Source organism: Halobellus sp. Atlit-38R, assembly GCF_003665925.1.
GTDB lineage: Archaea > Halobacteriota > Halobacteria > Halobacteriales > Haloferacaceae > Haloquadratum > Haloquadratum inordinatus.
This window is the reverse complement of sequence record NZ_QXIJ01000005.1, coordinates 14,552-41,313: the sequence shown is the minus strand read 5'-3', so window position 1 is coordinate 41,313 and position 26,762 is coordinate 14,552. Positions and strand designations below refer to the sequence as shown.

Sequence of the window (26,762 nt, the reverse complement as noted above, 5' to 3'; positions counted from 1 at the left end):
ATGAGTGTTGTCACACCGAGAGGTGAAAGCCCCGTGAACGAGCCCGAACCGCGGCCCGATCCGATCGAGGAGGGAAAGCGCGTCGTCGAAACGGCCGACGAGCGGGATCTGACGGTCAGGTTGATCGGCGGAACGGCGATCAATCGCCACGCCGAAGCCGCACGTGAGGAGCCGTTCAAGCGGGGATACAGGGACGTCGACTTCGTCGGAACGCGCGAGGAGGAACCGGAGATCGTCGAGATGATGCTCGATCTCGGCTACGAGGCGAACGAGCGCTTCAACACGATGCGGCGGTTCCGGCTCGAGTTCTTTGATCCTGTCAACGAGCGCAAGGCGGATTACATCATCGACAGATTCGACTTCTGTCACGCCTGGAGCCTCCGCGACCGGATCGATCAGGACTACCCGACGGTTCCGATCGAAGACCTCCTGCTTTCGAAGCTCCAGATCGTCGAAGTGAGCGACCGCGACGTCCGTGACATCCTCGCGATGCTCACAGATCACCCGGTCGATTCGACCGGGGATACCGAAGCTATCGACCCGACCTACGTCGCTGAACTCTGCAGCAGCGACTGGGGACTGTGGCGTACGGTGACGCTGAGCCTCGATCGGGTCAGCGAATACGTCGAGACAAACGACCTGCCGATCGACGAACGCGAAGTGCTCTCGCGGGTCGAAGCACTGCGAGACGCAATCGACGACCGGCCGAAGACGCTTCGATGGAAGCTCCGTTCGGTCGTCGGCGAACACAAGCAGTGGTACAAGCGCCCAGAGCTCGGGTGACCGGCACGATTCGAGAAACTCCGGTCACCGTGAGGCGTCGTCAAAAAAAGAAGACACGAGTTTTCAGTGGCGTCATAGGGATTATCGTAAGCCCTGCTAGATGCCTCGCCGGACGGTACGGCGAGGATCTCCGAACAGTGACGATACTCCCTATCAGTCTTTGGGGATCTCCGCGTGGAGGGTGTCGAGGTCGACGCCCTCCTGTGCGCGGTAGTACTTCATCCCGACGTAGAGGATCGCAGAGAGCAGATAAAGCACGCCGAGGAAGCCCATCGATCGTAGATTGTTGAGGCCGTAGACGCTCTCGGTCGCCCAGAGATAGAACACCGACAACAGGATGGCCGCATACACGCCGGCGACGATCGAGATGACTGGAACGCCGGCGACCTCGTACTTCGAGACGGGGTTTTTCGAGAACAGTTCGGGTCGACGCCACGGGAACAGCATACACGCGATCGTCGTCCCAAAGAAGGTGACGGCGATCGCGAAGGTGGCCGCGAGTGTCAGCGTCTGGAAGCCGGGCGCGAAGAAGTAAATCACCGTGAGGATCGCGGCGGGGATCGCCATCAGCAGGATGGCGTTGAGCGGCGTGTTGTAGCGCCCTCGGACTTCGGAGAACACCTCGGGGATCGTCCGGTCGAACGCCGTCGCGAAGATGACCCGCGTCGACGAGAGGAAGACTGTTCCGGACCACGCGAAGAACCAGCCGCCCATCAGAATCGCCATCAGTTTCGCGAGGACGCCGTTGCCCATCGCGATCGCCGCGATCGTCGTCGGGGCGGACAGCCACTGCTGTGCGCCGGCGCCGACGAAGTAGTTGTAATTCAGCGCCTGATAGAACGTGTAGCCGACGGCCGCGTCGAACAGCGGCCAGAGGACGATCGCGAGGCCAGCGGCGGCGAGGAGCGCGCCCTCGAAAACGCCGAACATCTTCTTGACCTCACCGGCTTCGCGCACCTCACCGAACAGCGTGGAGCCCCATACCGTCCACATAATCCAGAACAGCAACATCGGGAAGAGCTTGTACGATGCCCCCCAGTTGAGATTCCACAGCGGGGCAAAGCTCACAGAGGTTCCCTGGATGATGCCGTTGTAACTGGTGCCTGCCATTCCCCACGCGTCCATCTGGGTGTTGAATGCAGTCTGGAACTGCGAGGGCGACGTGGTGAGTAACCCGCCGATGAAGATGAGCAACCCGAGGACGCCGACGTAGAACAGCGCCTGTTGGATGCGCGCGTACCACTTCATTCCGAGGCTGACGTAGACGAACACGAACGCGACGACGATCATCGAGGAGACGAACAGACCGAGACTGGAGTTCCAGAAGTTCGCCAGTTCGACGAATCCGAACAGCGCCGAAACCGGACCCAACACGAGCCACGAGAGGATCGATCCGTAGATCGGGACCCACAGCCACAGAATGAATACCCAGCCGGGCCACGAGAGGAAGAACCCCCAAAAGCCGCTCAACAGGCGACTCTGCCAGACGTAGTCGCCACCGACACGGGGCATCGACGCGACGAGCGTCGCGTACACGAGGTTCTGAAGCGTGAGCGCGACGACGGCGATGAGCGTCGCCAGTATCGGGCTTCCCTGGGGAATGAACGCGTTGAACGTCCAGATGTAGAAGCCCAACGTGACGATGTTCACCGACAGGAACGCGTAGATTCCTGCGTCGTACGATGACCAGTCTCTGACCAATCCTGTCGCTTCTCGGACGAATAAGGTATCGTCACCTGACATCTCTCGTACCTCCGTGCTACAACTACTCACGGCAATACTTAACATTAAGGGTGGTATTTATATAATTGTAGCTGCTTGCGGGCGCTCGAGCGGAACCGCACACCTTGCAATAACACGCCCAAGCCGAAGCGAAGTGGTCGAACGCGGCAGTGGTGTGGCATCCATCCGTGTTCGGTTAACACTCCCAGTAATATTCTACGGGGTTCGAGACTGCTTGGGCCGGGCGTCGACGGCAGAATCGAGCGATACTCAAACCCTCCAGAACTGTCAGCTCGGGCTTAACCGAACACCGATGGTGTGGCATCTGAGCGGAGTCAGGGGCTGCAGTACGCCAACTTATCGGTCCTCAATATTACTTAATATTATGATATTATTTCCCGTTCGAACTTGAGTTTTCAGGTCGCAGTTAATGTACAGTCAGCGCTATCACCGTACTATCTACGCTAAAGGCTAGTTGTGGGACTCCAATTTTACCAAACTTTACGTATCTAATAGTAGAACTCACATTTTAGAAATCAAGTCTAGGTATTCATAGCTGTTCTGAGTAATATCTGATACGCAAGAGCTCTTTCGCCTCGTCGGACGCAGGCGTTGAACGGCGACAGGCGATTCCCACCGCTTATATCAGCTTAGATGAATGATACTGTATGGTACATCGCTGGCGGTGTCCACACTGCGACTTCTCGTCGTGGGCAGCGAGTCGGGAGCAAGCGGCCGAGTCAGTCAAATCACATCTCCTCAGCCACCACCACGGGAACATCGGGCAGGAAGATTTCAGTTACAGATGGTCGTGTCCGTACTGTGAGGGGGAAAATCACCATCACGAACGCGATGAGGCAGTAACCGAATTCAAAGACCACCTCTTCGACCACGTCGAACCACACCTCAAGCCCGACGTCCACCTCGCGGACGGGATCGACAGAACTGGGAGCATCTTGGTCAAGGCACCACTGGAAAGCACCGGAGCGAACGGCGCTCGGATCCACTTGCTCACGCCGGCGAACATCTACATATTCGTCACGCGGGATCCGAAGCAGCGGATCGAACTCATACGGGACCAGTTTTCGGAGTGGCCGGCGTCGACGATCGTCATCACGACCAAATCACAACCGTTCTCGGAAGTCGACGGCATCGACCTCGAAACGATTCCCCTCGAGATCGTTCACTTGAACAAAGGTCTCGGCCTCTCCAGCCTGGGCGAAACCGTCTCACGCGTCCTCAGCGAACACGAATCGACGGGTAAGATCTCACTCGAGTTCGACATCCTCTCGGAGATCATCAAGAAGTTCGAGGTTCAGGACGTGCTCCAGTTCCTCCGTGGGTTCACCGCTCGATGTGATCGATCAGATGCACTATCACACTATTACGTCAACCCGAAGGCACAGTCGGAGTCGGTGATGAACGTCTTCGAACAGCTATTCGATCTGCAAGTCGAAGCGAAAGGCCTGGTGTTCGAGTCAGAAGGCTGAACTGTGCGTGCGGGACGGGCCGTCTCAGTTCCCTTCGTTTTTCTTTTCTTTTTCTTTCTGTCGGGTGTAGTCTGCGGGGTCCCGAACGTAGGTGTACTCGACGGAGTCGCGGACAGAGTCGTCTACTCTGTCGACATCGATCCGTTCAAGGAGTTCTTGGGCGCGTTCTTTTGCCTCCGTCGATCCGTCTTGTTGCCGAATGAACGCCAGCAGGCGGTTCTCGAGGGGTTTACTCTCGAGTTCTGCGAGGCTGTCTGCAGCCTCATCGGCGAACGCTTCCGCATCAAGCAGGCCCAAGAGGGCCTCGTGGACCGCATCGATGTCCGCCGCCGTGGGATCGACGACGCGTCCGAGTAGCCAGACGACAGTTCGTTTGATCGACGTCCGCGAAGTGTCGGAGAGGATATCGAGCAACCGTGGGATCAGTTCCGCGTCGTCGATCGTGCGCATTTGATCTGTCACGGCCTGGCGGATCTCGTCGTCGGCGTCGGTGTCGGCAGCGATGAGTTCGATCAGCGACAACGTCGCCGCTTGCCGGACATCCGAGGACTCGTCCGTGAGCCGTTCGACGAGGACGGTCAGCGGCTTGGCGTTCCGGAGTTGGCTCAATTCGGAGACGGCGATGTAGCGGACGCGTTTGTTGTTCGACTGGGCGGCCGGAATCAGTCGCTCGAGCGCCGCTTGAGTGCCGATCATCGTGAGCGCCTCGGCCGCCGCCTGTTGCACGATCCGCTCGCTGTCGTCGAGTCGGTTCGCGAGCGCGTCAATCGCCCGTGGATCGCCGATGAGTCCGCAGGCACTGACCGCCCGTTCCCGGACACGGGGATCTAGATCGTCGAATGCCTCGACCAGGTACGGGACCACGTGCTCGTCACCGATGCGCCCCAGTGCCGACGCGGCGACCAACTGGAACTCCACTTGCTCCGAGTCGAGCCACTCGACGAGCTTTTTGCTCGTCAGCCAGTCCGGCGCCTGTCCCGCGTCGAAGTCGGCGATCTCGGTGATCAACTGGTCGATCGCCTCCCGACCGTGCCGATCCAGGGAGTCGACCGCGCGGGCGCGGACGTCCGACGATTCGTCCTCGAGGACAGCGGTGATGAGCGCCCGAATGATCAGCGTCTCATCACCGCTCCGAGCGATGTCCGCGAAGTCGCCGAGTCGCTCCGCCGCTGTCTCTCTGGTTTGTGGGCTGTTGGATCGCTTCAGGTACCTGATGAGGGTTTTCGTCTTTCCGTCGCGGACGAGTTCGTAGAGACTTAGAACATCGTCTTCCGGCTCATTGGCCATAAACTGTCTTATGAAAACCAATACGGCGGGGTGTAATATTCGTTACCCAAGAGAGGTATATCGCACCTAGAACAGCGTTTGCAGTTGCGTGCACAGCCGATCACACATCGTCAAGCGGCCACGTGGGGACTCGAAGGTCCTTGTACCCGTGCTTGCTCAGCACCCGGAAGGTCGCCTCCATAATCAACGAGTAACGCACCCCCTAGCACAGCCAGCCCTCCACGAATTCACACCTGCTTGGGCACTATTATCAGACTTCGTATGAGCATTCACGAACTTTCACAATCTAATTACCTCAGCTTTGCACGTTGAAGTAGGAGTATGACGTAGGCGGTAACAAAGACAGATGATGCTGATCACGGACTTCCCTGACGCTAACGTGCAAAGCTGAGTCTCGCAGAGAACTCAGTCCCGTATGATATCCCAAATATGTCGGCCTGAGTCTTAGTCCAAAACCAAGCTAGAAGCAAACTTGGGCAGCGTTGGGACACGGAGCGAGCATAGCTCTACCCATCACGACACCTTTCTGGCTTGATTCCATATCATAACAACGACAATAGTAGCGCACTCGTCGACAAAATCTCCGAGTGACCTCCTCCACGGCCTGAAGGCCGTGGCATCCGGCCACCGGATGACCGGCCTGCCGAAACAGACCGTTCTGGTTCCAACCCGCACTCAGAGGGAACCGGCAGCATACCGGCGGAACTCTCGTTTTCGCCCTCGTTATAGGGCTGTGGCCCGGTCACGCAGGCCCCATCGGAATCGATGTCATTGCCGTGTGACGAACAGACCGCGTTCGTCACCGCCCCTTGTCTGTTGGGGGCCAGCATCTCACCGATTCCGTAGCAGTTTCTGGTAGGTTGGGCCACGGCAAAAACTTTCGGTCGGTCACCCAGTCCGACCACAGTCCGGTGGTTTTTCCCACAGAGTGTCTGCTTGACCCCCGCCTGTTCGCTCCTCGGTTCCGACAGCACGTCGGAACACTCGTCACTCACGGGAAGACGGGGGTGTGCGCTCGTATCTCTATCACGATCCGTGAGGACGGCAAGCTCGCGCCAAACTCCACCGTGGTCGAGCAGTACCTCGAGGGCACCGAAGCAGTCACCCTCGCGTACAACGACAGTGCCAACGAGATCGCGATCATCCCCCTTGAGCAAAACTACGACCGGGGCGATGTCTACGCCTACCGCGCCGGCAACACCCAGACAATCTCCGCGCGAGGCTTCCTCAAAAACAACGACATCATACCCGACAAAACCATCCGATACACGCAAGAGTGGGACGACAACATCGGCGGCGACCACGTCGACGGCGGGTTCCGACTCGACCTCGACCAGGACGGCGAAGTCGTAACCATCGACTCATCCAACGAAGAACCCGACGACGACACCGACAACGACACCGCCACACCCGACCGGTAGCCTCCCGCAGAGCACTCCCGAGTCGGCACCACCTCTCGCTAGCGCACCACCCAACTCCCCACTCTATCCTCGAAACGCACGTTCGGTTCTCGACACCACCACCTCACGAGCGCCACAGCGAGCATCCACGACGCCTCGACGCACAAGACACCGACGCCACAGCCACTCCGAACGAACGCCACCAGCACAGCCAGTAGCCCTCCACACGGCTGAGAGGGTGATACGCGGCGCAGTCCTCACACGAGAATGGCGAACACGTGCTCCAGCGACCACCACCCAATGCTCGGAGCCAAACGATTGGCGTGTGCTGACCGCATTCGGTGGGGTCGACACCGCCGGGTCAGAGCTCCCGTTAGAACCGCCAGTGTCGGCTGTATACTGCTTCCACAACGCTCCCGTACGAACGACTACCGAACACAGTACCCAGCCCTCAACGAGGACGGACGCGAGAAACCTCAACGACCCCCCGATACCACAACCAGAACACAACTAGCGACAATCGTCCACGAACTCCCCCGGCATCGAACGCGAGTTCTCGCCAGTCCGTCTCCAGAGCTCGATCATCACTCTCCTGCCTGTCTCGCCCGTGACCATCGGCGCTATGTTCCCACCACTATCGCCCCACCTATCACATTCTATATGGTTTGGGCGATGTTTTTCGAGACTAATTACAAGACAGCGTGGGGAATCTTGGGGTTCGTGTTTAGTACCGTAATTACCGGACGGCACCAGAATTACGGGGAGTAGCATTTAGCTACTCGCAGCGACCTCACAGAAACGCCCCACCACTCTAATTACAAGACGGCAGTCGGATTCCGGGGGTGCGTGTTTAGTACCGTAATTACCGGACGGCACCAGAATTACGGGGAGTGGCATTTAGCTACTCGCAGCGACCTCACAGAAACGCCCCACCACTCTAATTACAAGACAGCGGTCGGACTCCAGGGGTGCGTGTTTAGTACCGTAATCACCAGACAGCGTTGGAGTCCGGCCTATCCGTGTTTAGCTCTTGAACGCGGTCCGATTTTCGCGTAATTACCAGACGGCGTCCGAATCACACGCTTCTATGTTTATTTATGAGTTCTAACTGTCATTCTGTGTAATTACCAGACAGCGGCCCGATTGACGGGGTGACTGTTTAATTCGCCAACCCCAAAATCCAGCGTGTACGTTCAGCCACGGACTCAGAGAGCTTTAGAGAGCCTATCGAGCAATCTCCTAATGTCGTGTACGACCAGCCGAATTCACACAAATAGGGTTCAGGGCAGATGAAGTTCAGTAGATAGTCGCGTGGCGGATGAATCGGGGCGGAGCCGAGTGACGGACGCGGAGGAAAGGGGGCGCAGGGGGGCAACGAAAGAGAAGACTATCAGATTCGTGATAGTGGAGGGAACCCTGGCTGGCGCGGGATGAGTGGTGGAAGCTGAGTGTAGCTTCAACCTTGCTCTGGTTAGTTCTCCGTAAGCGGAACAGGATAGAGCCGGCGTAGCTTGGTTCGTGCATCGTCGGTAGTAAACTGCCAGTCGATGAGTCCGTCAGCAGCGTTTCGCTGTTTTTGCCACGCAGCGACCTCCGACCGAAGGGTCGCTGCGTGGTAGATTCGACGGTTGAGACACTGGCGTTTGAGGACACCGATCTCGATTTCGGCCATGTTCAGCCAACTGCCGTGCTTGGGCGTGTAGTGAAACTCGAATCGCTCAAGATACGCGTGTGCGATATCTGGCGGGAAGTATCGGTAGAAGGCTGCCGGATTGTGCGTGTTGAGGTTGTCGAGCACAACCCGGATGCAGTTGGCATCCGGGTAGTGCTCATCGGCGAGTTCGACCATGCGATCGATCCAGTCAGCCGTTTTTCGCTTCTCTGTGATTGCGACGGTGACCCACCCAGTCAACGGTTCAGTGGCGAGATGGAGATTCTGCTTGCCGTTGCGCTCGTAGTGGGTATCGATACGAGCGACCGCTCCCGGTCGGGCCGGGAGCGGGTCGCGTTTGTGGCCGCGGAGTGCCTTGCTGGTCTCGTCGAAACAGATGACTGGACGGTTCTGATCGTATGGTTCGTGATAGAGGTCAAGCACGTCTTCTATGTGGTAGGCGAACTGGCCTTCGTCTTCAGCTGGAATCGCCCAGTAGTCGTAGAGATGCGGTTTCAGGGTGTTTTTTTAGACGCTGTCGGACGGTTTCGTGAGAGACCGACTCGAAGTCGATCTCGTCGAGGGTAACGAGTTCGTCTGCAAGGAGATGGAGTGTCCAGCGGGCGTGTCCTTCCGGTGGATCGCTACAGGCGAGTTTGATGAGACGGGCTTCGGCGTCGCCGTCGAGCTTGCGGTCGTACTCACGGTCGGGCTTGCGGCGATGAATCGCCGCCAGCCCTCGCTCTGTGAAGGCTTTTCGCGTTCGATACGGTGTCCCGATTGAGCAGCCGAGGTGCTCACAGATCTGCGCATCTGTGAGCCCCTCGTCGGCCTTCAGAAGAATTCGGGCCCGCGTGATGTCTTCTGCTTTGCGTGTCCCGGTTGAGACGAACCAATCGAGTGTGTTCCGGTCTTCTGCAGAGAGTTCGACAACGTGCTGTTTCCTGCTCATTCCTATAGATACGCGCTCAGAGAGCTTAAACTAGCCAGTCTACGTCTGAAGCTACACTGAGTGACTCGAGACGGCGGAAGTAGAAGCGCACCGACCGAAGAACGAACAGTGTCGACACGAGGGTGGGGGAACAGCGCCCAACAGCGCCTCGGCGGACGAACGAACCGACGGGCAGCAGACAACCAATCGACACTGGCGGTTAACCAACACCGACGAGACTGGCAGGACCGATGAACGAACGACGAGAAGGCTGGCAGAGAAGCGGCGATGCACACTGACCGACGATCGACACCGACAGCTGGCGACCGACCAGCGACCGACTGACCACCAAGACCGATGAGCGACAGTGCTGACGACCGGACGACCCAGCACTCGGCGACGGCGACAGGCCAGCGAGCAACCGGCAACACTGATTAACCAGCAAACGACCGGCGACGAAAAAAGACACCCCGGCACGTAGCGACGTGGGAGACCAAACTGAGCGCGGGAGAGACGGAAGGCAACCGGCGGCGCGCGGCGGCGACAGCAGACTGGGGGTGGGTGGGCAGCGACGAGATGGGGGGATTCGATATGCGAGTGCGACGATGGAGGGTGCGGCGACGAGATTGTGGGGAGAGCAAAGCGACGACAACACCGACGATACGAGTGCCGACAGCCACGACTGACACGCTCCCCACACAGCCCGGCAGTAGCAGCGCCCACCACAAGCGCGACAGCCGACGCCCCACGCTTTTCTGCTGACTCCTGACTCACACCCTGTAGACTCCCCACACGAGTCCGGCTCCAATCTCACCCGAAGCCCGGACGGACGACACAGCCACCCCAGCGTGCCGCCGGACCCACGACGGTCGGACGGTTATTCATCTCCACCTCGACTGCAGGGGCTAGGACAGTCCCACTCTGGACCCAAGACCGTCGAGAGCGTGGGCCAGAAGTCAGCACCCACCGCTCGTCGCTCCGAGCCGGGCACTCGTGGGTCACAAACGTGGCTATGCGAACTCCCAGCGGTGAACTGGCGCGTAGGGTTATGGCCAGTGATATATCATCCCCTCATCAATCGCAGCCGAATGAATGCCGACCGAAGTAGCGACTCTCCAACGACGACGGACGTGAGAAACCTCATCGGCCCCCCGATTCACCACCGACGACACCTACAGCAGAAAAGCACCACCCCAGCGCCCAGCGATGGGCAGTCAGTCTCAGGGCCACTGCAGGCTGCTCGTTTCACCCCCAGCATCGACCACCACTTTGGGATGGGAATGGCCCTCTACTTGGCACCACGCTCACCACTCATACCAGATTCCGTATGCTTGGGACAGTATTTTCCAGTCCTAATTACAAGACGTCGTAGCGAATCCGGCCTCTTATGTTTAGATTTGTAATTACTAGACAGCGGTCGGATTTCGAGGCCACGTGTTTACTGCGAGACCACCCGTCCGTCACAGACGGCCAGTTCGAGTAATTACCAGACGGCGTCGTAATATCGACGCTCTGTGTTTAGATTCGTAATTACCAGACGGCAGTATGATTTCGGGGAATCTATATTTAGCCACTCACAACGACTCATCGCGATAACCTCACCACCCTAATTACCAGACGGCAGTCGAATTCAGTCATCCTGTGTTTACTACTGTAATTACCAGACAGCTTCGGGATTGAGCCTATTCGTATTTAGCACCAGAATTGCCCTCAATTTTCGCGTAATTACCAGACGGCGTCCGAATCGCGGCCCTCTATGTTTATTTATGAATTCTAGCTGTCGATTCGTGTAATTACCAGACGGCGGCGCGATTTGCGGGGGGTTGTGTTTAATTCTTCACCCGTAAAACCGGGCTCACACGTTCAGCTATCCAACGAGAGAGCTTTAGAGAGCCTATCAAAGTGCCTCGTTCTGTCTAATATAACCAGCCGAATTCACACAAATAGGGTTCAGGGGAGATGAAGTTCCAGTTGGTAGTCGCGTGGCGGATGATTCGGGCGGAGCCGAGGAGCGGACAGCAAAGGAGGGGGGGGACAGGGAGCGAAGAGAGGAGAGGACTACCAGATTCTTGATAAGAGATGGAACCCTGGCCGGCGCGGGGTGAGTGGTGGAGAGAGACGGCGGCGATCGGCGAGAAGGTCGAGGGTCGTTGGCGACGATGGATGACTTGGCTACGCGAGAAGAGGGAGACAGACGAGGGGGCCGGGCGGAGAGCGTCGACGATTAGACGAGGCTCGAGGACGACTGGCTGGGCGAGTAGCGATGGCAGATGAACGACTGGACGAGTAGCGAGGGCAGATGGCTGGCCGGGCGAGTCGCAGAGGCAGGCGGCTACCTGAGCGAGACGGTGGAGAGACTGGCCGGGAGTCGAAGCAGATGGACGACTGGGCGAGTGGCGAGGACAGATGAACGACGGGGCGAGTAGCGGAGACGACTGACTGGGTAAGTGGCGAGGGCGGGGATTCGACGAGCGTGGCGAGGTCGGGGGGCTGGTGCGTGCGCGCGGTGGCGGCGAGAGGAGGATTCGGCTGGGCCTGGTCGAGACTGGGGACAGGCGTGCGCGAAGCACGGTGGACGTCCAACCTGGGTCGCGGCAGAACGGGGGGTCGGTCTGAGCGAGTAGCGAGGGCGGGGCAACATCGAACTGGAGCGGGAGGGGTCGGCTATCGCAACGGCGACGTGGAGGGGCGGGCAACGAGTAGCGAGAGACGAGTGGCGATCGCGACGACGACAGCACCGACAAACAGCTCTCGACGACCGACAGCAATCTCCGACCGACAGCGTGTGCTCCCATCTCGAGGGCGCGGTGAGATGAGTGGGGGACTCGTAGTGGGTGGTGGGTGGAGTGGAATAGGGACGAGAGAAAACGTCTCCCCGCGTTGCCGTGGGCGGGTCTTTCAGGGCGGAGCCAAGCGGACGTACAGGACGGAGCCAGGAGATGGGTGCGGCGGCGGGAAAGTAGCCGGAGCCGGCAAACAGAGAAGGGAGACATCCGTCTTTAGTTAGTTGAGGAACCGCGTGACAGCAACGGCTTATCGAGGATTGTTTGCGGAAGGAATGAGGAAGCCGGGTCTGTGCACGACGACGGCTCCTCGTCTCGGGTTATGCGTCGGCTCACTACACTGTTTCCCTCCGAGTTCCTCGAAGAGCACGCAGAGGAGTGGTCTGCGTACGTTCTGAACTAGTCGGGAGAGACGACGAGAGCCACGACGATCTCAACGGGGTTGCCCGGTTTCTCTGTGTCGTGGGCAGCGTCCATCAGCGGGTTCAACAGTTCCGCTGATCACTCTCGCCGTGCGAGTGCGTTCGTGGTTCCGTGAGTTCCGAGAAATCGCTCCGATGTGGGTCGTCTATAACATCAAGCGGGCTGTGAAACAGTGAATCCCACCGCTGTATAGCGATTCAACACAGCCCTCAAATACCACCTAATAACAAAATTATATATGTTCTTCATAAAATCAGTTTACTAATATCAATGGCGCAGGTTGCTATGATGGGACACACTACCTTCCTCGCGGCCGCTCCGGTTCCGCTCGTGGTTTAGACGAACCGCGCTCAACTTCAGAACTCCCACACGTATATGAGAACGATACCGAATGCAAGTCTGCGGTTGAAGGCGGGGCTCCACCTCCTCGTCGTGGTGTTGATTTTCGTGGGCTATCTTGGTGGTTCGTTATGGCTTATGAGACAGCCTACGTACGGGAACGACACGCTGCGACTGTTCTCGATTGGCAGTGCCGTCGCGGGTATCTTTGGACTGGCACTGCTCTATGTATTGATCGACAAACACATTATCCAGCCGCTCGTCCAGTTGATTCAGGACATCCAACAGGTCGCGCGTGGCGACTTCGACACGTCGATCACCGTGTATGAATCTGCCGACGAGGTCGGGGCGCTTTCCCGGTCGGCCCGTGAGATGAAGAGCCAACTCGTCGCCAGGATTCACGAGGCAGAACGATTCGAGCAGGGAATCAACTACGCTGGACACGCGATATACATCACCGACGCCGACGGTGTCATTGAATATGTGAACCCTTCGTTCGAGGATATTACGAAGTACAGTGCTGCGGAGGCTATCGGACAGACGCCCAGCATCCTGAAATCGGGGCAGCAATCTGAATCGTACTACGACGAACTGTGGGGCACCATCCTCGATGGCGACGTGTGGGAAGACAAAGAGATCATCAACCGACGGAAAAACGGCGAACTGTTCTACGCTGATGAGACGATCGCCCCGATTACTGATCGCAACGACGAGTTGGTCGGATTTGTCGCGACGATGATCGATCGAACCGAACAGCAGATCCATCAACAACAGACCCAGGCGCTAAGTCGAGTGCTTCGACACAATCTCCGTACTCGTCTTAACCTCATCGATGGGTACGCCAGCGAGATACTCGCTGCAGACGACCCGTCAACGTGTATCGACTACGCCCAAGACATTCGTACACAAGCACGCCGGATGGTCGAATTGGGAAACAAAGCGAACCAGACGGTTAAGAAAGTCGCGGATACGGTCCAAGAAGACGCGGTGAGTGTCTCTGAAACCATTGAGTCGGTCGCTGCGGCGCAACGGCGCCGATTCCCCGAGGCGACAATCAGAACAGACGTGCCACCATCGCAGCTCGCCGTCGTCGTCGACATCGAAACGGTTCTGGAAGAACTCGTCGAAAACGCACTTGAGCACAACGATCAGGCCAGACCCAAGGTGACGATTCGGGTTTCGAATCAGCGGGCCGACTCAACGGCACCGACTGTCCGGATCACCATCGAAGACAACGGCCCGGGGATCCCGCGGAACGAACGGCGAGTTCTTCGAGAAGGGGAGGAAACGCCGCTCTTGCACGGAAGCGGGCTCGGCCTCTGGATGGTTTACTGGATCGTCACTCGTGGCGGTGGGGACATTTCGATCGAGGAGCGCGATCCGCGTGGGACACGCGTAATCCTTCGTCTCCCGCAACAATCAGCGGCAACCCCTCACGACACCTGCGAGCATTGACGAGCACCCGAACGTCCTGTCACTACCCGGCTGCTACACAAGGTATGGTAGTCGAACGGCAGTCAGCTTTCCAGCGAGATCAGTACCACGGATTATATATTAGTGGTGACATCTAGTCAGAATACCATGGCCACTTCGGAATCCGGCTCAACCGCAGACGAAGATTTCTCACAGCAAATCATCAACGGAAAGGAACTCCCCGAAGACGAACTGTGGGACGTCCTCACCAGCAATTTGCGTCAGGTGATGGAATCAACGGGTGCTGCAATGCGGATTGTGGACCTCGATTTCAACGTCGTCGTCGAAAACCAGCAGATGAAAGAGCTGGGCGGAGTCGACGCAGAATCAAGTGAGACGCTCAGCTGCTTCGATCAGTTCTGCAATCCAGAGGTCTGTGGAACAGGCAACTGTACGCTGAAACAGGTCGTCGACGAAGGACAAGATGAGATTCGCGTCGAGGTTGAAAAGGAAAGCTACGATGGTCGAGTCATCCCGACCGAACTCGTCGTGCGCCCGATTCGCGATGCGGCGGGCGACGTCGTCGCAATCAGCGAGACGTTCCGTGACATCTCCGACCGGAAGGCGGCAACCCAAAGCATCAAATCAGCTGTCGACGAGGTCAAAGTCTCCTCAGAAGAGATCGCTGAGAACTCTCAGGACATCAGCGATCAGGCGATCCAACAACTGGAGTCGATCACGAACGTCTCTCAGGAGGTTTCCTCACTGAGCGCCACTGTCGAGGAGATCGCGGCGACAGCCGACGAAGTAGAATCGATCAGCGAAGAGGCTCGCAGCAAGGCCGAAGCGGGTGAGGAAAAGGCCGAAGAAACGATCGAGATGATGGATGACATCGAAGCCGCCGCTGATGACGTGACGAGCGACATTCAGGCGCTCAACGAGAGTATCCAAGAAATCGACGAGCTCGTCGACGTCATCAACGATATCGCTGATCAGACGAACCTGCTCGCGCTGAATGCCTCGATCGAAGCAGCCCGCGCTGGCGAAGCTGGCGATGGCTTTGCTGTCGTTGCCGATGAGGTCAAAAGTCTCGCGAACGAGTCACAGGAGCGCGCGGCCGAAATCGAAGCGATTGTTGCTGATGTGCGAGCACAGACATCCGAGGCTGTTGACAACCTCGAAGCGACGAACGACGTCGTACAGGACGGCGCTGCAAAGGTGCAACGCTCCAGTGAAACGTTCAAAGACATTGCCAACGTCGTCGAGGAAGCCTCAGACGGGATCGCTGAAGTAGCGGACGCCACGGATGATCAAGCGATCAGCACCGAGCAGATTGCCAGTCTGGTAGATGAGACTGCCGAAGACTTCGAGCGGGTAACCGACGAGGCCGAATCGATCGCCGCAGCGAACGAAGAACTGACATCGCGAATTCAAGAGGTGAGTCGTGAAGTAGACGAGCTAAACGCTCTGGACGTCCAGAGCCAGATGTGACGATTTCCTCTCCTGTGCGATGCACTCTGGAGTGAGGGCAAGCAACTGGAGTTATCTCTGCGGATTAGTTGTTGGCAATATTAGCGGCGGTAGTGGCTCTGTTGAAAGACTTTGAACGGTATTCTCCTGACTGAGTCGTGGCCAGTACAGCCGACTGTCTCTCAATTGGCTCCAATCGGATATAAAATTAAGACGAACCAATAAGAACCGAAGTGAGGGGGGCAGTTGATAGTTCTGCGTGTCACACGCTCCAGTCCCCCTCCATTCCCCTTGGAAATCAGTCACTCTGCTTGAATGACTCCTCAGTCATCCTCACAGTATTCACAGAGACTTTTGACCGATTATATTCGTTCAGAGACGGAGTGTCATAGAATGCAGGATTCATAGGTGTTGCCACGGTGTTTATTTCACGGCTCGACAACTGAATTGGCCGTGGGAATTCGGTTGCGGATTGATAGTTGAGGTTTCTACCAATTCAGAGAGACCTCCTGATCGTCGTGTAAGATACAGCGCGAGAATCGCCCAAGAGATCCAGTCAGCTCCGACGGTAGATACACGATTATTTCTATGGTCGTCTGTGCGCTTGCGGGCCGATCAAACGTACCACGACGTCGCCCAGTTCCACCTTTCTGAAGTCTGGTCCGATTCTCTTCTTTTCGATAGACTCGTCGGTCTTGCCCGTGTTTGAGGGCAGCCCGTCAGTCAACCATTATTTATTATACTCTGTAGTGGGAATAGCCAACGCAACTCGCTATGAGTGGGAGGGACCGAAAGAAGCCTTGGCCACCAACGCCGTCCCGTGCGTACACCAGTCTATCGATCAACAAATGTGTTTTAGATAGATCGTGAGCTTCTATGAGGCTGAAAGACCTTATCACGGAAGATCGTGCCGTCTCGCCGGTCATCGGGGTCATTCTCATGGTGGCGATCACAGTCATCCTTGCGGCGGTGATCGGAACGTTCGTTCTTGGTCTCGGGGATAAGGTGGATAGTACCACGCCAAGAGCGGCCTTCGACTTCGAATACGCCAATTATACCGGTGCCAACGATGGAGTAGTGGTAACCCACACGGATGGGGATACCATCCCGGCAAGGCAGTTGAATGCTTCAGTAAGTGGTGCTGTAGACGGCAGCGGGGATCGTCTCGTCTATGTCGGGGACCTGTTCGGATCTAGTGGCGATGTCAGCTCCGGGACGACCGGTAGTGTTGGTGCATCTGGCCACTTTGCCTCTAATCCATCTGTGACGAACTTGGCTCCCGCAACTATCCGCGTCGTTTGGTCTGGGGAGTCTGGCGACAACTCGGCTGTTCTCGCCAAGTGGACTGGTCCGAATGCTTGAGACGGGTGGCCTTCCCGTCGTAATAGATTAGCAGGCCTACTCAACGGCTGTTTCGACACTAATTGGCTGATCCGAATGGTGGGCTGGTGCTGCGTACATCCTCTATATTGAGCAGTTCGTTCCTGATAGATCCTAAGTAGATGCCGACCCGCTGTGATACAGCGTTAAACTGTATTGAGAGATCTCTGTGTAGGTGTGCGAACGCTTCTATGACCCCCAGAATACTAGAGCCGGACGAATCGGCTGGGGACAAACACGATGGTGGAGTATTGACATCCTCCTCGCGTTCACGCGGAGGAATCCCGAGCGGTGGGAGTTCCAGGTTCGCAGCCCAATCACCGGACTACCAGCCCTTTCGGGCGCGGGTAGTCCCACAGTATCGGACTGGTAGACTGCTGGCGGTGCCAAGCCGCCGGTACCCCTATCCTCGACCGTGTTCGGCGTCCCGGTGTTGTTTTGGCCACGGGGACGCCAGCAGGCGTCAGCAGACTCGGGGGTATCGTCTGACTCGCTTTGGGCAGTCGGCACATAGGCACACCCTTCGAGGATGTGACGTTCACCGTCTGCTCTTTCGGATACTGCCTCGTTACGCGGGCGGACAGGCCGCCTCCATAGGACAGTTCGGAATCCGCTCCGTTCTGACCGATTTCTACCTGTTAGTACGGTTTCCTGTCACTTAAACGCCAGTATTCTGAAACTCAGAGTGCTGTCGAACGTTGATACTCTCCCAAGTGACGGCGCGTATCCACGGCGTGAACGCCGTGGTATTGCGCCTCTTCAGCCTATAAAAGTAAATCAAACTCCGTGTCAAGCCCAGCGACACACAGCACGTCTTGCTTCGTCAGAGAGACTGCTGTTTACTGCCGAAAATAGGAACGGTCCCTCGGAAGATATCTGTGGGATGGCCCAGGGTTGTCGCGAGGCTGTACTGAAAGTGACCGTTAGCCCTCGGCATCGTTCCACGCTCCGGAGAACGCCCAGAACGAGGGAGGCACAGATATGCTCACGAGTGTTCTTTGCACAAGCGAATCACCCGTCAGAACACGTGTGCGTTCCTCGCACAGTGGTCCCGAAGTGGCAGCCAGGATCCGAGTCACGAACGCCGCCGGACAACTGTACCGAGTTGACTTTTCGGAAGCCACTCGTCGGAGAGGCTGAGTAACTCATCACGGTCGTCAAACTTCCGCTCGTACTCTCGAAGCCGCTCCACCAGCCGCTCGTGACGGTCGGTACCGTCTTCTGTGTGTCTGATCCCTCTTTCGAGCGAGTGTATTCTATGTGCGCGTTCCATCAGGGGCCGAGCCGCTGCCGACGACTCGAACAGAACCGCCTCTTCAGTCTGATTAGAGATGTATCCAACGAACATCGTGGGCGGAGTTCTGTTCGTGGATTCGACCTTCTTCTCGGCCAGCCATTCCGGCAGTTGAATAAGCAGTTCCTCGGAGTCGAGAAGCCCTAACAACTGCCACAATTTCTGGGTCCGCTGCTCGTCGAGAAGTCCCCGTCTTCTGGCTTCGTCGAGCGAGACATCGTAGTCGGCGAGAGTCCCTGAATGGTACTCACGGGCGAACTCGTCGTACTCGGCGTATTCGGTAATCAGGTCAGCCACTCCATCATACGAGGGGCCGCACACCCATTACTCCCCCCGTCCATCCGATCACTAACCTCGAACGTCCTGTATCGAGCGTCGAGAAATCACTTGGACGCCCTCCTCTGCCGAGCATTGATACCCTCGCCTAGCCCAAAACATCCGACACGCAATACCAGTGTTTGGTGGGAGCTTAATATCGGTCTCGTTGGGAGCTTTCTGTCGGGATTGTTCCGATAGGCTTGGATCTGCCTCCTAAAGTTGTGTCAGAACCATTCACGGGCCTTCAGGCGGGCCGTCAGTTGTACACTCTTGCGAAGTCCGCGGCGGACGACACCGCCCGAATTCGGCACACCCTCTCCATCTTCGTACTCCAGCCCTCGGACGACCGTAACGGGGATCTGTTCGTCCGCCTGTCCGAACAGTAATGCTGACCCGGCTGTGAGCTCGTCTGCGACGAGGTCAACGCCCCCAACCTTCGGCTGATCATACAGGTCTGTTTGTCCGAAATTGCTATCGATCGCTTCGATTCCCGAACACCCGATCGCCAGGTCCATCGAACCTGGGCCAGCGATTTCCGAGTCAGCCAAAACGACGGCCACATCTGTATCTGTCCGTTCTTCGATCCCCTCGCGGAGACAACGGGCACTCTCGTCGGGATCTTCAGGCAGCAACGTCATCATCCCGCCTGGACTGTTCGACCAATCGACACCCGCGTTTGTACAGAGCCGTCCGTTGCGCTCGGTCACGAGCATCGCTGGGACCTCCTCAAGTGCTTCCTGCGCTGCCTCGGGGTCGACAGCGTGTTCCAACAGCAGGTCTTCGCCGATCTCTGCGATCGGGATCGCACCGATAACCTCGCTTTCATCGTAGATCACGGAGACTTCCCGCGGATCGATGCCGGTGATATCGGCCACTCGCCGATCGCGGTCAGTAACTTCGACCTCGTCGGCCTCGACAAGTCGGTTCTCGGCGAACGATACGACCTTCGCGGTGACGACGACGACGTCGCCGTCTGACAGGGGATACTCTTCAGCTGTCGTTTCGACGATTCGATCGACGAGGTCGTCGTTCGGCTCAACTCGCCCGATGTTGAGTCCGTGGAATGTTAATTCTGGCATCAGTTGAATATTAGAGCTATCACACTTCAACGCCGGGACTATTGCAGATCGAGGGGAATAGATGAGGTCTTTTACTGCATCTAAACGACCGACTCGTTCCTCGTCAAGTGGGGTTTCGTCCTACTACGCTATGATTTTAGTGCGTGTTGCGGGAAGACGCAGATATGCTTGCCCTCCAAACTACGCCGATCTCCCTTAGTGCTGCTAGTGTTGCACTCGTGGGACTCGCGCTCATCGGAAGTCTCCTTGGCGCTACCGGTAGCGTTGTCGTTCGTCGGCTCAGAAACCCTGTTGGAAAGTATCGGTTGCTGTATGCAGGTGTTCTCTTCCCGTACACACTGCTCGCTTATGCTGTGTTCGCCCTGACCGGATTCGGTACGGCCCTCCTCACAACCCTGCCCGCCGTTCCGGAGCTTGTGACTCGGGTTCTCGCTGATTTCGTCACATTCCTCGCAGCCGGCTGTGTCTGGATTATCTCGTATCTTCCGACGGTACGGGGAATCCGCGACGTGCGTGACGTCGATCTCGCCACCAGTACGTCGATCCGCAAGATGACACGGTATGTCATCGGGGTAAGTGCTCTTCTCACCGTGGTGTTGGTACCACTGCAGGTGGTCTCGATCGAGTCGTCACCGCTCGCCCTCGCTGCCGGACTCGCAGCACTCGTGGTCGGGATGCTGTACGCGGCACCCTGGCTCATCTCAATCCTTCGTTCGACATCGAGGCCGACTGGAGACACTGCTGATCGAGTGGAGAGACTTTGTGATCGCGCAGGTCTCAGCGTTCGAGACGTGCGGATCCTCGATACCGAGAACGGGGAAACCGCGGATTCGCTCGTCCGCGGTCCGCCGAACTACCGGCGTCTCTTCGTTACGAGCACGTTTCTCGACGCCTTCGACGACGAGACCGCCACCGCGTTGCTGGCGGTCGAGGCCGGAAAGCTCCGGATCCACGTCTTCGAGGTCAGGGTCGTGTCGGTGCTCGTGGGTGGTATCACACTCATCGCATCCGTCATCGGGAACGGTCCACAGTGGCCGTTACTCGGGGTCGCACTGACATCGGTTCTCGTGGGTTTTGCCCTCTCGCAACGGCGGATTCGCGCGGCTGACGAGTACGCTGCCGAACAGGTCGGGCGGGCGACCGTTGCCGATGCGCTCACCGAATACGCTGAGGTACACGCGCTAGAACCGACACGACGACGGATTCCGAACCCCCTCTCGATCAGGGTCGCGCTCGGAGATCGAATCGATCGGCTTCGATCCTAAAACCAGATTTTTAGCCTGAGATACACTTTTGATGTGGACGATTGAGTACTGGATATGCCCTCCCATCAAGAATCCATCGAACACCCGTCTCGCGGTCGATTATACGAGAGAGCACACCTATGTAGCCCTCGTTCCTGACCACTACGGAGCAGCTATGCCGGCCCCTCACCCACCGCTGTCAGGGACTGATCAGCGAGATTCACTGCCTCCAACTCGAAGAACTAGTCCTCGGACCCGGTCGGACGCCGCGCCGGCGTGTGGTTCATCGTGAACCTTCCGTCCGAGATTTCAGCTGCGTTGGAACCGAGACGCGGACGACGAGTTCGTGCAGCTTTCGCTGGGCTCGGGATCACCGTCGGTGCGTTACTCGCCGGATTAATCGGCGTCATTTCGATGGGAGGTCTCGTATCGGTGTTTGACCTCGGTGAGTCACCCGTCGTTCGCGTTCTCCAGGGGAACTATATCCAGGTCGGATTTGCTGGCTTCGCCGTTGCGTACCTGTTCTGGCAGGGCGATTGGGACCGGTACGTCAAGATCCGATGGCCGACGCTCGAAGATGTCGGCTGGATCGTTGGGTTACCCCTCCTCTTCGCGGCCCAGGGAGTCGTTCTCCCTCCGGTATTGGCTGCGGTCGGACTCCCACATCCACAACCAGGGACTGGAATGGAGCAACTCGCGTTAGAAACACGGCCCTTGCTCTGGCCGGTCGCATTCATCGGGATGTATCTGTTTGCTGCACCGGCTGAGGAACTCGTCTATCGCGGAATCGTTCAAGGTCGGCTTCGCGCTGCCTTCGATACGTTCGGTGTTGTGATCCTCGGTGGGCTGTTGTTCGGTGTGATGCATTTCCTCGTCGGACTGATGACTCAGGGTGTAAGCTTCGGTGGCAGCCTCTACTGGGGAATTGATACGGTGATACCTGGGTTGGCTTGGGGATACGCATACGAACGCACAGAGAATCTCTTGGTACCCGCAGTCACACACGCGATGGTTTGGACCATTGCACTCCACGAAATCGTACTTCACGTCCTTCCGGTGTAGTATACGGCAGCGCTCCCGGAATTCAAGATGTAACAGGTTATCTGATTACAGAGACACCTCGAGAAATGCCATCGAGATCGGTAGCATCCGATTGCTGAAATTGTGAGCTAACAGAGTGTCTCAGGTGCTCAATCATACAGAAAGTGACTGTTTCGTGGTGTTCAGGCAGCACTCCCTCGGCTCGTTCGGGAAGTAACGACTATGGGCGGTCAGCCTGGGCTTCTGAGTGGTGCCTTATTTAGGACTGACACGCTATGCTGACGCTTCGAGATACGTGATGAGTGCTGCTTTACTGATCCGGATTAGCGATCCCACCTTACCAAGCGGTTGGCATGCTTCTTCGAATTACTTGGTAAGGTAGGCGCTTTGGAGGCCGAGATCGCAGATTCCGCGGTCGCTTCGTCACCGATTTCCTGTTGACACCTGTTGCTTTTTCTACCCGCATGCGTAGCCCCAGCTAATGAGCGACTGTCGCTACTGCGAGCAAACTTTCGAGGAGGAGACTGCGCTCCGAGAGCATCTCTACGAGTCCCACGAACGTGACGAACTGAGCCGAATCGACCGAAAGCGTGTCGAGCAATACGTCGACGAACACGGCGTAGATGAGAACAGTAACGACGCAGACACGGACGGCAACCAATCCATCCAGCGTGAACAACGAACAGTCAATACATCAGACGGCACCTATCCTGCTGATGCGTGGGAACTCAGTGATGTCGAAGCACTCTCGACGGACGAAATCGTTGAGAAACTCGCGGACCACGGCATCGAAACAAACGAGACGGCGTTTCGGAACCGGGCAGAAGACCTCGATTCGGCGACGACACTCTCTGAGCAGTGGGAAGCCGAATACGAGGTCGATGCCACGGGCTACGATCAGGACTTTATCTGGATGGCAGCACAGGAACTCTGGGAGCGCTGGATACCCGAGGTTCCGAATAAAGAACGGATATACGACTTCGTACAGGAGGGTCGCGACCTCCGGGAGAAAGGAAACCGCGCTGAGGCCTGCGAGCAGTGGCTAACTGCCTGGGAGTACATCCTCGCCGTCATACCCGACGACAGTACGACCATCGAAGAAGCAGACCGAACATTACCGACGTTTCTCTCGCTCGAGGCGTACATTCGAACGCTCGACAACGATCTTGCCACCGTCGCTGAGGACGATCCGGCGTATCATAAGCACCGACTCGAGTTCTGTCGAGAGGTCTGCGAGCAGTTCCCGGATGCAGACGACGAGTTTCTTCTCGACTTTCGCCACTTCGTCGCCGATTCGCTCGCGGAGCTAGACAGAATCGCTGACAGCAGGGCCGAGTTCGAGGCGCTCATCGAGGAGTATCCCGAGGATCCCTGGGCGTACAAGAAACTCGCGGATAGTTACTGGCTCGATGATCCCGACGAGCTATCGATGGAAGAGTTGGAGCGTACTGCGGAACTGTACCGAGCGGCGCTGGAGGTCGAGGGTCCTCTCAAAGGAGCGTCGATGGTAGCCGACTGTCTCGAGGACGTCGAAAACCGACTGACTGACGCGAGGGCGTCCGACGAACGGGGAGGTGAAAAGCCATGAAGCTTCGCTACTATGCTGACGCACCAAACTACGACGATCACGAGCAGATCATCGATCTCTTGTACACGATCTCCGACAAGTACGGCATCACAGTCGAAATCGAGCGGGTGAACAATCGGTATGGATCGATCCAGGTCTTTCCGGGGGATATACGTGAAAACCCGCCGGAAGACGTCTACGACCGGGATTTCCACTACAACCGGACGCTCGGCTCGAATATCGACGAATCGCCGTCACAGGCATTCAAAGCCAGTGGCCGACACGTCGACATCGATGGGTACGTTGGCATCATCGACGACGGACTCGTCTGGGCGACAACCCACCGTGGTGATCCAATCGGCTATGGGCCGGACGTCGACCCTACGGATACCACACTCGGATTTCTCGATCAAGCCGCCAATCATGGGCTGGAAGCGATCGAGGAGAAGTACATGGATGAAGACGAACGCGAGCGAACCGTCATCGAGCAGTTCCTCACAGCAGATGTCGTTGACGGCACTGTTCATCGAGATGTTGTTGTCGGGACATCACAACTCCCCGACTCGCCCGCGCATAGAGTGGACAGTTCAGTCGGCGAGATAATTACTCGGACGGTCGATGCCATCATCGAGACGGACGAGAGTGACTGGATCGTTCAAACGGCGAAAACGTTCGAGGCATCGGCGTTCGACACCGCTCTCGGCCAAGTCCTCGTTCGCGATCGACTCCATCGTCTCGATACAGGCACGAATACAGACACGACTCTCGCAATCGTATTCAATACGGTTCCTTGGGAACTGGATATCGACGCTGTTCCAGCGACTGTAGATCAGTTGACCACGATATCAGACGGACCAGACGTTCGAGTGTTTGCAGGTCGTGATGGGGAGTTCAAGGAGGTTATCGAGTGAGTCAAAACCCTGCCTTCTCGAGTTCGTCGAGGAATGCTGGCCGATTCGAATGTTCCTCCTTCAGGAACTCGACGAACTCTTCGAACTGGGCGTCAGAAACCAACTCCTGCATCGACTCCAAGTGATCTGCAATTTCCCGGTAATGACGACGCCCAGTATCACCGGCTGCAAACGGAATCAGCTGTTCGCGGTACATCTCGAAATACTCGGTCGGATCGACCGTTGCGACCGGATCCTGATAGCGACGAATCCACGATAGATTCTCGGCTTCCTTCAGTTCGAAGAATGCCTTCTCGAGATCCATCTCGTGGACGTACATAGAGATCAGCCGTTGTCGGTCACGCTGGTCGAGTTTACGCTCGAACTCTCCGTATATCGACGCCCATTCGCGACCGGTACAGGCCTCCTTTAGCTCGTCGTAGGCGTCCCACTCGGAGTGATCGAGGAACAGTTGCTTCAACAGCGCCTTGTATTTGTCCGGCTCCCGATTTCGGTAAAGATCGACGGCGAGCCAGCGCAGGTCAGTCGTCGAACGGAATGTGTCAATTCCGTGTTCGACGACCTCAAGTGCACGCTCTTCGTCGTCTTGTTCGATCAGCCGCTCGGCGTACGCCTTACAGAACCGCTTGTCTTCAAGGTAGATCTCTTCGTACAGCGTATCCAGAACATCTTCCTCGCCAAGTTCCTCCAGCACGTACACGTAAGTCGAGAGAACACGTCGTTTCTGGAACTTCGAAGCAAGATCTGACTTGGAAGCACTGGATTCGGGCGATTCGATTCCAGCAGTGTGCCGTTCGACGGTTGTTGGAGCGTCCACTCGAAGCTCGTCAAACGCATCGCCGACGAAGTACCCGATCTCTAGTGGTCCGACTGCTAAATGCTCGACATCAAGCGTTCCGCCAGTAAAGTCGTCCGTAGAGAGCGGTCCGGTTGCGAAATCCGAAGTATAGAGGACATTGTCGGTCCGCCCGTTTTCGCCAGTTGTGTCTGTCTCGTCTTCCGACTGCGCGTTCGAACCGTCTGTCGGTTCGCTTGATGAGATGTCTTCTTGAACGTCGTCCTGAGTCGTCTCCGTCGAAGAGCCGACCGATGCTTTGAGGGCCTCTGGCTCGAGATCGACACCCGAAACGTGTGCATCCAACAGCTCGAGCCAGTATTCGAGGTCCGCCCTCGTTGTGCAGATCGTCCGTAATGCTTCGGCGTAGTCCTCGCTGGCAAACCCGTAATCCGCATCGATGAATTCCCCGAAGAGATATTCGATGTGCGGTCGCTTTTCTGGGTGTCCATACCCTTGTTCGGTGATCGTCTCAGCGTACTCCTCAATAGCACGGCTCAATTCGCGACCGTAGTGCCCGCTACTGTCGTCGATTCGATTCATGTTTTCGCGGATTGCCTCCGCCAGCGCACGGTAGATATCGGTCGCTGTGCCAATGTTTCCACGGCCTCGGTGCATTTCCGCCAGGTCGTGATACTGGGAGAAGCCGATACGAGTATCGTATTCGATCATGCCACCACGACCGGCTGCATCCTCGAACAGACGGTCGATTTCTTGTTTGTAATCGTAGACGGTCTTACCTGGCTCTTCGCCAGCAAATGCGACGAAGCGCTCACGGATATCACGGTTGTCCGCGATGATGTCGAGGAGAAACGTTCGAAGCTCGTCGTCAGGCGTCCGATCGATCAGGGCTTCAACATCGACCGTCTCGGAGCTATCTGATGAATCGGCTGTCTCAGCAGTTGACTCGGATGAGCGATCTTCGACGGCCAAGAGTACAGCGACGATGTGCTTGCAATCTCCAGCATAGTCGTGGGGGCAACTACAGACGGTCCGAATCGTGTCGTCGTCGATATCGATTGAGATGTCGTAATCGCGGGATCCACGAACGATTGCAGTAATGTCTCCACCCTCGACCTCCAGTTTCTGAATCCGATCCTGCTCGTAGTACTTGACCCCCCGTTCGAAGGACTGTTCCGTACAGAGCGAACGAATCTCCGATCTAGCCGGATACTCCATTCCTGGGCTATCTTTTGCTATGAAATGCACTATTGAAGAGCTACTGGTCTGATGTTGCTTCTTGAGCTCGCCCTCTTTGTTGAGGCCTGTTATCGGTTATATTGTTGTTTCCTATACGGATCTCGATAAAATCGATCGCACTCACACGTCTCGGTTGTTCGGATTGGCAATTCGTCAACTCCTACTAGGGCTCCACCCGAATCGTGCAGTCACAGTAGACGT

General features: G+C 57.0%; 16 protein-coding genes and 1 pseudogene. 11 read left to right on the top strand and 6 right to left on the bottom strand.

All coding sequences use genetic code 11. The features are described 5' to 3' along the window. The first annotated feature begins 33 nt into the window (after positions 1–33). Positions 34–783: a hypothetical protein gene (locus D3D02_RS08590; RefSeq protein WP_121569572.1), complete on the top strand. Its 750-nt coding sequence runs from the start codon at positions 34–36 to the stop codon at positions 781–783. Positions 784–936: 153 nt separating this feature from the next. Here D3D02_RS08590 and D3D02_RS08585 read toward each other — a convergent pair whose 3' ends face one another. Next, positions 937–2,526 carry an APC family permease gene (locus D3D02_RS08585; protein ID WP_158599332.1) on the bottom strand — a complete coding sequence of 530 codons (1,590 nt, stop codon included), beginning with the start codon at positions 2,524–2,526 and terminating at the stop codon, positions 937–939. A gap of 647 nt (positions 2,527–3,173) precedes the next feature. On the opposite strand from D3D02_RS08585, the gene D3D02_RS20270 reads away from it, so the two are divergent. Beyond that, entirely contained in the window at positions 3,174–3,995 is an 822-nt protein-coding gene (locus D3D02_RS20270; protein WP_147435589.1) for a hypothetical protein, read from the top strand. Positions 3,996–4,019: 24 nt separating this feature from the next. On the opposite strand, the gene D3D02_RS08575 is transcribed toward D3D02_RS20270, so the two are convergent. After that, positions 4,020–5,282: a HEAT repeat domain-containing protein gene (locus D3D02_RS08575; RefSeq protein WP_121569569.1), complete on the bottom strand. Its 1,263-nt coding sequence runs from the start codon at positions 5,280–5,282 to the stop codon at positions 4,020–4,022. A gap of 911 nt (positions 5,283–6,193) precedes the next feature. Here D3D02_RS08575 and D3D02_RS08570 point away from each other — a divergent pair. Beyond that, on the top strand, positions 6,194–6,703 hold the full coding sequence (locus tag D3D02_RS08570; protein WP_147435588.1) for a hypothetical protein: 510 nt from the start codon (positions 6,194–6,196) through the stop codon (positions 6,701–6,703). A gap of 1,450 nt (positions 6,704–8,153) precedes the next feature. On the opposite strand, the gene D3D02_RS08565 is transcribed toward D3D02_RS08570, so the two are convergent. Further along, positions 8,154–9,285 (bottom strand): IS630 family transposase gene (locus tag D3D02_RS08565; protein ID WP_233560621.1). Its coding sequence is split into 2 segments (ribosomal slippage): positions 8,154–8,862 and positions 8,861–9,285, totalling 1,134 coding nucleotides; the frame shifts between segments, so codons are not numbered across the junction. Between the two features lie 3,271 nt (positions 9,286–12,556). Between D3D02_RS08565 and D3D02_RS08560 the strand changes: the two are divergent. From D3D02_RS08560 to D3D02_RS08545, 4 genes and pseudogenes are all read left to right on the top strand, one after another. After that, positions 12,557–12,646 (top strand): annotated as a pseudogene (locus tag D3D02_RS08560) (IS5/IS1182 family transposase); the annotation flags it as partial. Positions 12,647–12,947: 301 nt separating this feature from the next. Then, positions 12,948–14,264 (top strand): PAS domain-containing sensor histidine kinase, encoded by a 1,317-nt coding sequence (locus D3D02_RS08555; RefSeq protein WP_158599331.1) that lies wholly within the window; start codon positions 12,948–12,950, stop codon positions 14,262–14,264. Between the two features lie 126 nt (positions 14,265–14,390). After that, a complete protein-coding gene (locus tag D3D02_RS08550; protein ID WP_121569566.1) occupies positions 14,391–15,713 on the top strand; it encodes a methyl-accepting chemotaxis protein in 1,323 nt (440 codons plus the stop codon). A gap of 855 nt (positions 15,714–16,568) precedes the next feature. After that, positions 16,569–17,054 carry a type IV pilin gene (locus tag D3D02_RS08545; RefSeq protein WP_121569565.1) on the top strand — a complete coding sequence of 162 codons (486 nt, stop codon included), beginning with the start codon at positions 16,569–16,571 and terminating at the stop codon, positions 17,052–17,054. A 1,093-nt stretch (positions 17,055–18,147) separates the two neighbouring features. On the opposite strand, the gene D3D02_RS08540 is transcribed toward D3D02_RS08545, so the two are convergent. Then, positions 18,148–18,663, bottom strand: a complete 516-nt coding sequence (locus D3D02_RS08540; RefSeq protein ID WP_121569781.1) for a hypothetical protein — start codon at positions 18,661–18,663, stop codon at positions 18,148–18,150. A 245-nt stretch (positions 18,664–18,908) separates the two neighbouring features. Continuing rightward, positions 18,909–19,763: a coenzyme F420-0:L-glutamate ligase gene (locus D3D02_RS08535; RefSeq protein WP_199723044.1), complete on the bottom strand. Its 855-nt coding sequence runs from the start codon at positions 19,761–19,763 to the stop codon at positions 18,909–18,911. Positions 19,764–19,927: 164 nt separating this feature from the next. On the opposite strand from D3D02_RS08535, the gene D3D02_RS08530 reads away from it, so the two are divergent. The 4 genes from D3D02_RS08530 to D3D02_RS08515 all read left to right on the top strand — a co-directional run bounded on the left by D3D02_RS08530 (position 19,928) and on the right by D3D02_RS08515 (position 24,526). Next, positions 19,928–21,028 (top strand): peptidase, encoded by a 1,101-nt coding sequence (locus D3D02_RS08530; RefSeq protein WP_233560620.1) that lies wholly within the window; start codon positions 19,928–19,930, stop codon positions 21,026–21,028. Positions 21,029–21,439: 411 nt separating this feature from the next. Further along, positions 21,440–22,069 (top strand): CPBP family intramembrane glutamic endopeptidase, encoded by a 630-nt coding sequence (locus D3D02_RS08525; protein ID WP_158599330.1) that lies wholly within the window; start codon positions 21,440–21,442, stop codon positions 22,067–22,069. Between the two features lie 460 nt (positions 22,070–22,529). After that, positions 22,530–23,636: a tetratricopeptide repeat protein gene (locus D3D02_RS08520; protein ID WP_121569562.1), complete on the top strand. Its 1,107-nt coding sequence runs from the start codon at positions 22,530–22,532 to the stop codon at positions 23,634–23,636. Next, positions 23,633–24,526, top strand: coding sequence for a hypothetical protein (locus tag D3D02_RS08515; protein WP_121569561.1), 894 nt, complete (start codon positions 23,633–23,635; stop codon positions 24,524–24,526). The genes D3D02_RS08520 and D3D02_RS08515 overlap by 4 nt, the downstream gene beginning before the upstream one ends. A gap of 1 nt (position 24,527) precedes the next feature. Here the strand turns inward: D3D02_RS08515 and D3D02_RS08510 are convergent, their stop codons facing one another. Then, complete coding sequence (locus tag D3D02_RS08510) at positions 24,528–26,540, bottom strand: SWIM zinc finger domain-containing protein (protein ID WP_121569560.1); 2,013 nt, start codon at positions 26,538–26,540, stop codon at positions 24,528–24,530. Between the last annotated feature and the right edge of the window lie 222 nt (positions 26,541–26,762).